At 50.5% G+C, this 12,862-nt stretch carries 11 protein-coding genes; all 11 read right to left on the reverse strand.

Annotation, left to right across the window (positions count from 1 at the left end; genetic code table 11):
• A partial coding sequence (locus tag LLG96_12815) for a citramalate synthase (GenBank protein ID MCE5251091.1) occupies nt 1-616 on the reverse strand: 616 nt, incomplete at its 3' end.
• An 11-nt stretch (nt 617-627) separates the two neighbouring features.
• On the reverse strand, nt 628-1,692 hold the full coding sequence (locus tag LLG96_12820) for a 3-isopropylmalate dehydrogenase (protein ID MCE5251092.1): 1,065 nt from the start codon (nt 1,690-1,692) through the stop codon (nt 628-630).
• 250 nt (nt 1,693-1,942) lie between these two features.
• Nucleotides 1,943-2,422, reverse strand: coding sequence for a 3-isopropylmalate dehydratase small subunit (locus LLG96_12825; protein MCE5251093.1), 480 nt, complete (start codon nt 2,420-2,422; stop codon nt 1,943-1,945).
• A 98-nt stretch (nt 2,423-2,520) separates the two neighbouring features.
• Complete coding sequence (gene leuC / locus LLG96_12830) at nt 2,521-3,783, reverse strand: 3-isopropylmalate dehydratase large subunit (GenBank protein MCE5251094.1); 1,263 nt, start codon at nt 3,781-3,783, stop codon at nt 2,521-2,523.
• On the reverse strand, nt 3,783-5,348 hold the full coding sequence (locus LLG96_12835) for a 2-isopropylmalate synthase (protein ID MCE5251095.1): 1,566 nt from the start codon (nt 5,346-5,348) through the stop codon (nt 3,783-3,785). Before LLG96_12835 ends, leuC begins: the two co-directional genes overlap by 1 nt.
• 349 nt (nt 5,349-5,697) lie before the next feature.
• A complete protein-coding gene (gene ilvC, locus LLG96_12840; protein ID MCE5251096.1) occupies nt 5,698-6,687 on the reverse strand; it encodes a ketol-acid reductoisomerase in 990 nt (329 codons plus the stop codon).
• Between the two features lie 37 nt (nt 6,688-6,724).
• Nucleotides 6,725-7,243 carry an acetolactate synthase small subunit gene (gene ilvN / locus LLG96_12845; protein MCE5251097.1) on the reverse strand — a complete coding sequence of 173 codons (519 nt, stop codon included), beginning with the start codon at nt 7,241-7,243 and terminating at the stop codon, nt 6,725-6,727.
• Complete coding sequence (gene ilvB / locus LLG96_12850; GenBank protein ID MCE5251098.1) at nt 7,240-8,922, reverse strand: biosynthetic-type acetolactate synthase large subunit; 1,683 nt, start codon at nt 8,920-8,922, stop codon at nt 7,240-7,242. The genes ilvN and ilvB overlap by 4 nt, the downstream gene beginning before the upstream one ends.
• Before the next feature lie 11 nt (nt 8,923-8,933).
• The gene (gene ilvD / locus LLG96_12855) at nt 8,934-10,592 is read right to left on the reverse strand and encodes a dihydroxy-acid dehydratase (protein ID MCE5251099.1); all 1,659 of its coding nucleotides are present in this window, start codon (nt 10,590-10,592) and stop codon (nt 8,934-8,936) included.
• Nucleotides 10,593-11,231: 639 nt separating this feature from the next.
• Nucleotides 11,232-11,633: a glycine cleavage system protein GcvH gene (gene gcvH / locus LLG96_12860; GenBank protein MCE5251100.1), complete on the reverse strand. Its 402-nt coding sequence runs from the start codon at nt 11,631-11,633 to the stop codon at nt 11,232-11,234.
• A gap of 150 nt (nt 11,634-11,783) precedes the next feature.
• On the reverse strand, nt 11,784-12,347 hold the full coding sequence (gene efp, locus LLG96_12865; GenBank protein ID MCE5251101.1) for an elongation factor P: 564 nt from the start codon (nt 12,345-12,347) through the stop codon (nt 11,784-11,786).
• Nucleotides 12,348-12,862 lie beyond the last annotated feature (515 nt).

The following is a 12,862-nucleotide window of genomic DNA, read 5'->3' on the forward strand; positions in this document are numbered from 1 at the left end:
CCTCGGGAAGCGACCCGCCGTTCGTATCACAGAGCACAAGAATTTCCGCCCCGCCGTTTTCAGCGGCATGAAGCGTCTTCAATGCGTATTCGCTGTCCGCCCTGAATCCGTCGAAAAAGTGCTCGGCATCGAAAAACACCCGTCTCCCCTCGGAAACAAGGAACCGGACGGAATCTTCGATAAGACGGAGATTATAGTCAAGGGAAATCCTCAACACTTCATCGACATGGAGATTCCAGCTTTTTCCGAAAATGGTCACGATTTCAGTACCGGCATCAAGAAGTGTCCGAAGAATCGGGTCATTGTCCGGCCGGCTGGAAGCACGGTGTGTCGATCCGAAAGCGGTTACTTTCGCATTCCTGAGACCGCAAGACCGTATCTGCCGGAAAAATTCGAGATCTTTGGGACTCGTTGGATTCGGCCATCCGCCCTCGATATACGGTATCCCGACCGAGTCGAGTTTTCCGGCGATCAGGAGCTTGTCCTCAAGGCTGAAACTGATCGCTTCGGCCTGTGAACCGTCCCGCAGCGTCGAGTCAAATATCTCCACTTTTTTCGGAGCAAACGGAAACACGGAAAATCCGGGATTACCGGCTTTTATCACATTTTTTTTCAACGATATTCCCTCTATGCAAGCCTGTCAATGGCTTCGACGACGGCATCGCCGACCTGAGATGTCGTCAAACCCATTTTTCCGGCAGCCATGCTTTTCATTTTCGTCGCAATAACCTCTATACATGCCTGTTCGAGCAGATCGGCGGCTTTCTGTTCACCGAGCTGATCGAACATCATCTGGACGCTGAAAATTGCCGCCATCGGATTGATTTTTCCCGTGCCCGTATATTTCGGGGCGCTCCCGCCGATCGGCTCGTACATCGAGACACCCTCGGGATTGAGATTGCCGCCGGCGGCGATTCCCATTCCGCCCTGGATGACCGCGCCGAGATCGGTGATGATATCGCCGAACATGTTATCCGTGACAATCACATCAAACCATTCCGGATTCTTGACCATCCACATGCAGGTCGCGTCCACATGGGCATACTCACGGGTAATATCGGGATAATTCGCCGCTCCGACCTCATGGAATGTCCGCTCCCATAAGTCCCATGCAAAGGTGAGCACATTCGTCTTTCCGCACAACGTAAGCGTCTTTTTCTTATCACGTTTTCGTGCAAGCTCAAAAGCAAACCTGATGCAGCGCTCCACACCCTTGCGGGTATTGACCGATTCCTGCACCGCAACCTCATCAGGCGTTCCCTTCTTCATGAATCCACCGGTGCCGACATAAAGACCCTCGGTATTCTCGCGAACAACCACGAAATCGATATCCTCGGGGCCCTTCCCCGCGAGGGGTGTCTCAACACCCTTATAGAGCTTGACGGGACGCAAATTGATATACTGGTCGAGCGCAAACCGTAGCGAGAGAAGAATACCCTTTTCGAGGATACCGGGCCTGACCTTCGGATGACCGATCGCACCGAGCAGGATAGCATCGAATTTCTTCAGTGTTTCAGCCGCATTATCCGGTAAAATTTCGCCGGTTTCGAGATAGTGCTCTCCACCCCAGCCGAAATCCGTCGTTTCGTAGGTAAAACCGACTTTATCAGCGACAGCTTTGAGGCATTTCAACCCTTCAGCCACTACTTCCGGCCCGGTGCCGTCACCGCCGATAACCGCAATTTTTTTCACTCACATCCTCCATGGAAAAACATTGTGGTGATTTACGAAGTACGATTTGAAAGGGTACAAAAGAAGTCTGAACCATAAATCTAAAATCGTAAATCCAAAATCACACATATGATTGTAATTTTTAAATGCATCTCAGTATTTATTCGCTATCACATGCAAAAAATCACCCATACATCAGACTGACCGGGCAGATAAAATCCTCAATCCGGACAGTCTTAATATATAATAAATACGTACAGCGCGTTTGTACTTATTTTTTTATCGACTGAAGCAGTCCGCCGGCATCAGCGATTCCGAAGGCGAAATCGGGCAGTGGAATGAACCGAAGGCTCTCGCCGGTGGTAAGGTTTTTCAGAATACCCTCGCGGAGATGTATATCGAGCTCATCGCCGTCTGAAACACTCTCCGTTATCCCCCTGCACTCGACGACCGGGAAACCGTTGTTTATCGCATTACGGTAAAAAATCCGTGCAAAACTGTCAGCGATCACGCACGATACTCCAGCTCCCCGTATCGCCCAGATGGCGTGCTCTCTCGACGACCCGCACCCGAAATCGTGCCCGGCGACAATAACATCTCCCCTCTTCACCTTTTTCACAAATGCCTGATCGATGTCTTCCATAGCGTGGAGGGCAAGTTCGCTCTCGCTGTCGGTCACCAGATACCGCGCCGGGATAATCTCATCGGTGTTTATGTGGTCACGCTTATAGACGTGTGCATTTCCTTTCATCGCTTTATCTCCTTATGTATAACCGGCAACCAGCAAACGCGCGCGCATCCTTACGGAGGAAACAGTCCTGAAGCTGACCGCCGGATCACAAAATTCACTTATAAAAATTCCCTCGGATCGGTTATTCGCCCCGCAATGGCAGTCGCCGCGGCTGTGGCGGGACTCCCGAGATACACCTCACTCCGGGGAGAACCCATACGTCCTACAAAATTCCTGTTTGTCGTCGAAAGGCATTTTTCGCCATCGGCAAGAATACCCATGTATCCTCCGAGACATGCGCCGCATGTCGGCGCGGAAACCACGCAGTGAGCCGAGGAGAAAATATCGAACAGCCCCTCTTTCATGGCCTGACGCCATATTTTGGTCGACGCGGGAACCACAATACACCGGAGGCTGTCGGAAATTTTCCTGCCCTTGAGAATACCTGCGGCGATGCGGAGGTCCTCGATGCGGCCGTTGGTGCACGATCCGATATAGACCTGGTCGACAGCGACATCACCAGCGTCCTTTGCGGGACGACCGTTCGACGGCAGGTGAGGAAACGCCACCATGGGTTCAAGACCCGAACAGTCGATCTCGATGGTTTCTGCATACCGGGCATCGGGGTCCGAGGTGTAAACGGTGAATTTCTCACCGGTCCGCTCGCGGACATACTCGATGGTCTTGCTGTCGGGATTGATGATTCCACTCTTAGCGCCAGCCTCGATCACCATGTTGGTCATGGTAAACCGCGCCTCGACCGAAAGATTGTCGACAACCGGGCCGGTAAATTCCATGGCCATGTAGAGAGCGCCATCCACACCGATACGGCGGATTATGTCAAGAATGACATCCTTCGAGTACACACCTTTCCCGAGGGTGCCCTTGAGCACGATTTTCATGGTTTCGGGAACCCTGAACCAGAGCTCACCGGAATAAATTGCCGCCGCAAGATCGGTCGATCCGATGCCCGTCGAAAACGCCCCGAGCGCCCCATGCGTACAGGTATGGGAATCTCCGCAGACAACCGTTCGTCCGGGCAGCACCCACCCGTCCTCGGGCAGAACGGCGTGACAGACACCATTCACCCCGACTTCATAGTAATTTTTTATACCGTGCAGGCGAACCCACTCACGCAGGCGTTTTGCCAGCTCGGCGCTCTGTATGTCCTTGTTGGGGACAAAATGATCGGGGATAACCACTATCCTGTCCGGGGCAAACACCCTGTCCATGTCCAGATTTTTGAGCATGGAAATAGCGGGAGGCGTGGTGACATCATGGCACATCACGATGTCGAGCTTTGCATTTATCAGCTCGCCCGGCCTGACCGTGTCATGTCCAGAGTGAGCCGCCAGTATCTTTTCAGTTATCGTCATTCCCATTATTTTTCTCCGTTTGCCCTGTTGTTTCCGGCATTCAGGTTTTCATTACGGAATCTGATCTTGTTCAGACCGTCCACATACGCTTTTGCCGATGCCTCCAGAATATCGGTCGAGGCTCCTCTCCCGATAATGACCAGATTATCGTTCACCATCATCTTGAGGGAAACCTCGCCAATGGCCTCTGTCCCTTCGGTGACCGCACGAAGCGAATATTCACCGAGCCTGATGGGAAAATCCACAATCGCGTTGATGGCTTTGTACGTCGCATCCACAGGACCATCGCCCCATGCCGACTGCTGCCTCGTTTCACCGCCGATCCTGAGACGAACCGTCGAGGTCGGAATAGTCGAAGACCCGCTCGTTATATGGAAATACTCGAGACGGTAATATTCGGGGACGCCGTGAACTTCATCCTCGACAATGACCGCGATATCCTCGTCGAACACCTCTTTTTTCTTGTCCGCGACAATGAGGAAGCGTTCGAACGCGGCATTGAGTTCTTTTTCGGATAACGTATAGCCGAGGTCATCGAGCCGTTTTTTAAAACCATGTTTACCGGAATGACGCCCCAGTATGATCTTCATGTCGGTGAGACCGATCGACTCCGGGGTCATAATCTCGTACGTTGATCGTGATTTCAGGAGGCCGTCCACATGGATGCCGGATTCATGGGCAAACGCATTGGCACCTACGATGGCCTTGTTCGGCTGAACCCGTATGCCGGTGAGATTTGAAACGAGCTGGCTCGTCCGGTAAATCTCTTTTGTGTTGACTCCCATCTCGAAATCGAGAAAATCGCGACGGACATTGACCGACATGACGAATTCCTCGAGCGATGCGTTCCCGGCACGTTCTCCGAGGCCGTTCACCGCGACCTCGACCTGACGGGCGCCGTTTCGTACCGCCATGACAGAATTCGCCACCGCGAGACCGAGATCGTTATGGCAGTGAACGCTGATAATCGCCTGGCCGATATTGGGTACGCCCGTGATGATATCACGGATGAATGTACCGAACTCGGACGGTATCGCATATCCGACCGTATCGGGGATATTGATGGTACCGGCTCCGGCTTCGATGGTCGCGCTCACAACCTCCCTGAGGAATCCCATATCGCTCCGGAACGCATCCTCTGCGCTGAACTCGACGTTTTCCATATAACTCCGGGCCAGCCTGACCGCTTCCACGGCCATCTTGAACACCTCATCCTTCGTTTTATGGAGCTTATGCTCCATGTGTATAGGCGAGGTGGCGACAAACGTGTGAATCCGCGGATGCGCCGCATGTTTCAGGGCGTTATAAGCGCTCGTAATGTCCTTTTCGAGCGTACGTGCGAGACCGCATACGACTGTATTTTTAATCTCTGCGCTGCACGCCTCGACCGCCTCGAACTGAACCGGCGACGATACGGGAAATCCCGCTTCTATAACATCCACACCGAGACGTTCGAGCTGTATCGCAATCTGTACTTTTTCTTTTACGTTCAACGATGCACCGGGCGACTGTTCGCCGTCACGGAGTGTCGTATCGAATATCACGATTCGCTTATTACTCTCAGTACTCATGACATTTTTCCCTCTTGTTACGGGGCGAGCACAGATAAGCGCCCCCCCTTGTTAACAGTTCAATATCAGGCAAAATTTCACTTCTGCCCAGGCCACTAAGGTCACTAAGGTCACTTTCATCGAGAACAACGGAGCGCTGTTCCACGGTACTCACCTCCTTCCGAGGGTTTTTTAAATAGAGCCGGAACAAGCCCGGCATGATACCGCCCGATGCCGCTGTACAATCACCGGGGCGCTATTATAAATAACTATATTCTGTGCAAATTTTCGTTTGCTGCCTGTTTATAATAACAGATTTTTCACTTTTACTGCAGGGACAGGCACCCTGCCTGTCCCTTGTTCATATCGATTATTTGTGGAGCCATGACATCATGCCGCGGAGTTTTTTGCCCACTTCCTCGATGAGGTGCTCTTCACCGTGGCGTTTCAGGGCGTTGTACATCGGTCTGCCGGCCTGATTTTCGAGAATCCAGTCACGGGCGAACTCACCCGACCTGATTCTGGCGAGGACCCGCTTCATCTCTTCGCGGGTTTCCGCGGTGATGATCTTCTTACCGGTAACCAGGTCGCCGTACTCGGCGGTATCGCTGATCGAGCTCCTCATATTGGCAATGCCGCCTTCATAAATAAGATCGACGATGAGCTTGACCTCATGGAGACATTCAAAATAGGCTATCTCGGGTTTGTACCCGGCCTCGACGAGGGTTTCGAAACCGGCCCTGATCAATTCAGTGAGCCCGCCGCAGAGTACAACCTGCTCGCCGAAAAGGTCGGTTTCGGTTTCTTCCTCGAACGTCGTCTCGATGATACCGGCCCGTCCTGCGCCGATTCCGCATGCATGTGCCAGGGCAAGCGTTTTCGCCTTCCCTGTGAAGTCCTGAAACACCGCAATAAGGCTCGGAACACCGCCGCCCTGCTCATAGACACGCCGCAGGAGATGGCCGGGACCCTTGGGGGCCACCATGTATACATCGATGTCTTTCGGCGGTTTTATCTGGCCGAAATGGATATTGAATCCGTGCGAGAAAACGAGCGCCTTTCCCGGCTTGAGACCCTGTACGATTTCGCTTTTATAAACCCTCGCCTGTAATTCATCGGGCAGAAGTATCTGGATGATGTCGGCCTGTTCAGCCGCCTTTGCAGCGGTCATGGGTTTGAAGCCGACCTCCTGCGCGAGCTTGAAATTGTCCGTTCCTTCGAGCTCCGCCACGATTACCTTGAAACCTGAATCCCTCAGATTCTGCGCCTGGGCATGACCCTGCGATCCAAAGCCCATGATAGCGATCGTTTTATTCTGAAGGATACTCCTGTCGGCATCCTTATCATAGTACATCTGCATGGTAATCCTCCACTCGTTTAAGTTGATTATGAATATTTTACTGTCCGTTCTGTTCGTTGTTTTCCTGCCCTGCTGTCTCGTTCATCTCTCTCATCATTGCAACCACTCCCGTCCGGGCCATTTCAATGATCTGGAAAGGCTCCATGAGCTTGATAAACGCATTGATTTTCCCTTCGGTGCCGGTGATCTGGATCATAAGTGACCTGTGCCCGACATCGATTGTTTTGGCGCGGAACACATTTGCAACTTCCAGTATCTCGGTCCTCGTGCCGGCAGTGCATTTCACCTTGATAAGGCAGAGCTCACGGCGCACCGAATTCTCACGGGGAAGATCGGTGACTTCGATGACATCGACAAGTTTGTTGAGCTGCTTCATGACCTGGTCGAGAATGCTGTCATCACCCCGTGTGACGATGGTCATCCGTGAAACCGAGGGGTCGTTAGACTCTCCGACAGTCAAGCTGTCGATGTTGTAACCGCGGGACGAAAACAGACCGCTGATCCGCGCGAGAACGCCGAATTTATTTTCAACAATCACTGAAATAATATGTCTCATGACAACAAACCCTCCATCGTATCGGATATCGGAGCACCAGGAGCAACCATCGGCCAGACATTTTCTTCCCGATCAACATGAAAATCCAGTATAACCGGACCATCGATCGAAATGGCTTTTTCAATGGCGGCGCGGACATCCTCCGGTTTATCGACGCGGATTCCATGGGCGCCGTACGCTTCGGCAAGCTTCACAAAATCCGGCTGGCATTCGATACACGTACCCGAGTACCGTTTGTTATAGAAGAGCTCCTGCCACTGACGAACCATACCAAGATACTGGTTGTTGAGAATCGCAATATTGACAGGCAGTTTCTGCTCAACCGCGGTCGCGAGTTCCTGGATGTTCATCTGAATGGAACCGTCTCCGGCAATATCGAACACAACAGCGTCGGGTTTGCCCAACTGGGCTCCTATCGCCGCAGGAAAACCGTACCCCATTGTTCCGAGACCTCCCGAGGAGATAAACCTGCGGGGTTTGTCAAACTTGTAATACAATGATGCGAACATCTGGTTCTGGCCAACTTCCGTGGTAATAATGGCTTCACCTTTCGTGACTTCGTAAATCTGCTCGACAACATACTGAGGTTTCAGTATGCCCGAATCCCTGTCGTACGTGGGCTGATGAGTCTTTTTCATTTTTTCGATGTAATCGTTCCAGCCATTACGCCCCCGGGGTTCGACAACTTCGAGAAGCTGCCCGAGTATAGCCCTGGCATCGCCGACAACAGCAATATCCACCTCGACATTTTTCGCTATTGCAGCCGGGTCCATATCGATGTGAATGATCTTCGCATTGGGGGCAAATCCCTCGATTTTTCCGGTCACACGGTCATCAAACCGTGCGCCGACCGCAATAACGAGATCACATTCGGTGAACGCCATATTCGCCGTATAGGTCCCGTGCATGCCCGGCATACCGACCCAGTACGGATGGCTTGCCGGAAATCCGCCGAGCCCCATGAGCGTCGTCGTCACCGGCGCGTTGATCCGCTCGGCGAAAACAAGCAGCTCTTTTTCGGCACCGCTGATAATTATTCCGCCTCCGGCATAGATGAGCGGCTTTTTCGAAACACGAATCGCCTCGGCCGCTTCCCCGATACAAGCAGTATCGGCGTACTTCGGGATTTTATAGCCTTTCGGCACCGGGGGAACCTCCGGCCATTCAAAATCGATGACACCGGTGCTCACATCCTTGGGAAGATCGACGACCACCGGGCCCGGCCTGCCCGTGGAGGCTATGTAAAACGCCTGGCTGATGGTCGAGGCAATCTTGCTCGTATCGCTGATCAGGAAGTTATGCTTCGTAATCGGCCGTGTAATGCCGGTGATATCAGCTTCCTGGAAAGCATCGGTTCCGATGAGCGACATGGGAACCTGTCCGGTAAACGCAACCATGGGAATAGAATCCATATAGGCATTTGCAATACCGGTAACCAGATTTGTCGCACCGGGCCCCGATGTAGCGAGGCAGACTCCCGTTTTTCCCGTGGCGCGGGCATAACCGTCCGCCGCGTGGGCGGCCGCCTGTTCATGCCGTGTCAGAACAAAATGGATATCATGGGCATCGTACAGTTTATCAAACAGGGGAATAACAACCCCGCCGGGATATCCGAAGAGAATCTCGACATTTTCTTTTCTCAAACATTCGACAAATATTTCCGAACCACTTATTTTCATAATTGATAACCTCAATCTGTTTTAAAAATCGCTCCCGTTGCCGCCGAAGTAACCAGTCTGGCATACCGTGCGAGATATCCTTCCTTAATCTTTGGTTCGGGCGGCGTCCAGGAGTCCATTCGTTTTTTCATTTCCGATTCACTGATAAGAAGATCGAGCCTGCGGTTGGGGATATCGATGAGAATCTCATCCCCATCGCGTACAATACACAGTGGGCCGCCCTCCATTGCTTCGGGAGAAATGTGGCCGATACAGGGGCCTCTTGTGCCGCCGCTGAATCTGCCATCGGTAATGAGAGCGACCGAATCGCTCAATCCCATACCGGTGATAGCCGAAGTACCCTGGAGCATTTCACGCATGCCGGGGCCGCCTTTCGGTCCTTCGTACCTGATGACAACGACATCGCCGGGTTTTATCGTCCGGTCAAAAATCGCCTTGAGAGAGTCCTCTTCGGAGTCGAAAACACGGGCTTTTCCCTTGAATGTCATCATTTTTTCGGAAACGGCGCTCTGCTTGACCACAGAACCATCCGGTGAAAGCGATCCCATGAGAATGGCAATACCGCCCTCCCTGTGATAGGCATGATCGAAATCATGGATGACATCGGTATCGACCACCTCGTTTTCTTTCTGAATCTCCCTGACGCTCATACCTGTCAAGGTCGGATTGTCTTGCAATTTCGCACCGAGAACATGCATGACCGCGGGAATTCCACCGGCATATTCCAGGTCTTCCATGAAATGCTCTCCGCCGGGCAGAATCGATGTAATATGCGGTGTATCCTTTGAAAGCCTGTCGAACAGCTCGAGCGAGAGGTCGATTTTCGCCTCATGCGCTATCGCGGGCAGATGCAGCACTGTATTGGTAGAACCGCCGAGCGCCATATCGATACGTATCGCATTCTCGAACGCCGCTCTGGTCATGATGTCGCGCGGAAGTATATTCTGCCTGACAAGGTCGCAGATACGGATACCCGAACGAAACGCGATTCTCCGTTTTTTCGCGAAACCCGCAAGCGCGGTGCCGCATCCGACGAGCGACATACCGAGGGTTTCGGTGATACACGCCATGGTGTTGGCGGTATATAATCCCTGGCAAGAACCCTGACCCGGGCAAGCCTCGATCTCGAGACAGGAAAGCTCGTTTTCATCAATGAGTCCCTCACGGTAGCGGCCGATGGCTTCAAAGGTATCACCAACAAGGGAAAGACGCCGTTTGTTGCGCATACCCGAATGCATGGGGCCTGCGGTGACAACAATGGAGGGAACATTGAGTCGCGCTGCTGCCATAAGCATTCCCGGCGTGATTTTATCACAGTTGGTGAGGAGCACCATGCCGTCCAGTTTGTGCGCCATCATGACACATTCGATGGAATCGGCAATCAGCTCACGGGTACACAGGCTGTATTTCATACCGCTGTGCCCCATCGCGATACCATCACACACACCCGGTATCCCGAAGATAAATGAGCTGCCACCGCCCGTGTGAACACCCTTTTCAATAAAACGTTCAAGGTCGCGCATTCCGGTGTGACCGGGAATAAGATCGGTAAAAGACGATGCGATGCCGATGAGGGGCTTCCCGATTTCGGATGGATCGAATCCGGTGGCATACATAAGTGACCGTGACCCAGCTCTTTCATATCCTTTCGTTACATCGTCGCTTCGCATTTTCTGCCTCTCTTGTATAAGTGCTGTGAAAAAGTATCTTTTTCACACGCCCGTTTATGTAATATGTATACGTTCTTTCCGGTTAACATTTTTCTCGTAAACGATCCTTTTAAAATATAAAATACCCTTTCTACCTGCTGGTGTTTCCAGAGGCTCCTATAAACCTTATTTTTATTGAGTGAAAAATACGGTTCAGGCGGCCTCTGGCTATAGCGCCAGTACTAGCAGAAGTACTACGAGACCGAGCAACGAGGTAATTCGATGATGTGCGGCAAGCGTAAAATACAGGGGAATCATACGGGAAAAACAGCAATACTGTTTCATGGGCATGGTACACCCTTCACTCACTTTGTCTTCAGTGTATCGGGATTTTGTAACCATCGCGAAAAATTCCATGAATAACATCCGTTTCAATGCAAGAAAAAACAACATAACCGCACAGACATTAAAATACGCTTTTAAAAATTGTTATGTCAAGTAAAATTATACTCATCAGTAAAAATAACCGCTTCATTTTCCGGGATATTCAATCATAAGGTTCACATCGTGCGATCACCTGAACGCATATATATTCCAAACACGGAGCATAATTACATTAATTATTCTGATGAATATTCACCATAGAACTTTGCCTGTCCATCAAATATCTTCACCGGTAACGTAGACCATATAGTCCTGCGGAGTCAGGAGGCTGTCCACCTCATCGGGATCGTGCATTTTAACACGGATCATCCAGCCGTCACCATAGGGATCCATGTTGACCTGCCGGGGATCGGATTCCAGCGTATCGTTGAATTCGATAACCTCTCCCGAAACCGGGGAGATAAGTTCCGCCACCGTCTTCATAGCTTCGATGGTACCGAACGGAGAACCCTGGACAACCTCCGAACCAATATCCGGAAGGTCAATATACACTATCTCGGCAAGTTCATGCTGGCCGAAATCCGTTATCCCGATAATACCCTCGTCGTTTTCAACGAGAATCCAGGTATGATCGTTCGTGTAAAACAAATCTCTCGGAACTTTTAAACTCTCTTCCATCCGCAATTCCTTTTCATCATGTTTTCTCATCGGATGACGACAACAAATAAAACAGTCTTTCAGATAATGCGTCGCTCAGAATCTCATGACAGAAGCGCACTGTCATCAACGTTCGCGGCACAACCTTCCGCGCCGGAACAGGCAATGAAACTACTTGTTGATCCTTTCAATGTAGTTACCGTTCCGGGTATCGACCTTGACAACATTCCCGATATCGATAAAGAGCGGAACATTGATTACAGCACCTGTTGAAAGTGTGGCTTGTTTCATGGTGTTCGACGCGGTATTTCCTTTGAATCCCGGCTCGGTATGGACGACTTCAAGCTCCACGAATGTAGGCAGCTCAACCTCTATCGGCGTATCGTCATGAAACAGGAGCCCGCATGTCATGTTCTCACTCAGAAACTGCACCGAGTCGCCGATCAGGTCACTGTCGATCTGTATCTGTTCATAAGTCTCGTTATCCATGAAAACATAAAACTCACCGTCCTGATACAGGTACTCGAATTGTCTCCGTTCGAGTCTCACTTCCTCAAAACGCTCCCCCGACCTGTACGTTCTTTCTATCACCGCCTTTGTTTTCACATTCCGCAGTTTCGTGCGGACAAATGCGCCGCCTTTTCCCGGTTTAACATGCTGGAATTCGATTATTGCAAATAACTCTCCATTTTCCGTAAAAGTAAAACCATTTCTGAAATCAGCGGTTGTTGCCATACATCCTCCATAACATCACATTATTAAACAATAAATACAATCAAATCCGGTTGACGAAGGGTGTATAAAAGTAGTAAAGATATTTTTTTTGTCAAGATTAAAATCACTGACGGAAAAAAATATTTGCACCATCTCATTCAACCCTGAAAAACCGAGTTACGCAAATGTGATCGAGTCGATCGATAAAGCTGTACAATACGGCCTATATTACCTTAATTTATTATATTACATAATGTTAGTTAAAAAGACCTCCCCTAATGATTATACACCCCTCTGCAAGAAAAGCCGCTTTACTCTATTTATTTAAATTAAAATTAAAATGTCAATATTTTTTTATACAATTTTCCGGCTGTACCCAGTTTTTTTATTACTCCATTGAAACCTTTGAAATAATCTGAACTCAGTAATAGTGGTAATTCCCGGTAATAATTTTTAGGAATTACTAAAAAAAGAATCGCAAATAACTGTCACTATAACAGAAAATCTCCTTTTTAGGTGATAGATATAAACTCTCA

Source organism: bacterium (assembly GCA_021372535.1).
Classification (GTDB): Bacteria; Latescibacterota; Latescibacteria; order Latescibacterales; family Latescibacteraceae; genus JAFGMP01.

Coding starts and splice junctions, on each gene's coding strand:
- leuC (MCE5251094.1), bottom strand. CDS start 3,783: ATGGGAATGACGATAACTGAAAAGATACTGGCGGCTCACTCTGGACAT.
- ilvB (MCE5251098.1), bottom strand. CDS start 8,922: ATGAAAATAAGTGGTTCGGAAATATTTGTCGAATGTTTGAGAAAAGAA.
- gcvH (MCE5251100.1), bottom strand. CDS start 11,633: ATGGAAGAGAGTTTAAAAGTTCCGAGAGATTTGTTTTACACGAACGAT.
- ilvC (MCE5251096.1), bottom strand. CDS start 6,687: ATGCAGATGTACTATGATAAGGATGCCGACAGGAGTATCCTTCAGAAT.
- efp (MCE5251101.1), bottom strand. CDS start 12,347: ATGGCAACAACCGCTGATTTCAGAAATGGTTTTACTTTTACGGAAAAT.
- ilvD (MCE5251099.1), bottom strand. CDS start 10,592: ATGCGAAGCGACGATGTAACGAAAGGATATGAAAGAGCTGGGTCACGG.
- ilvN (MCE5251097.1), bottom strand. CDS start 7,243: ATGAGACATATTATTTCAGTGATTGTTGAAAATAAATTCGGCGTTCTC.
- LLG96_12835 (MCE5251095.1), bottom strand. CDS start 5,348: ATGAGTACTGAGAGTAATAAGCGAATCGTGATATTCGATACGACACTC.
- LLG96_12825 (MCE5251093.1), bottom strand. CDS start 2,422: ATGAAAGGAAATGCACACGTCTATAAGCGTGACCACATAAACACCGAT.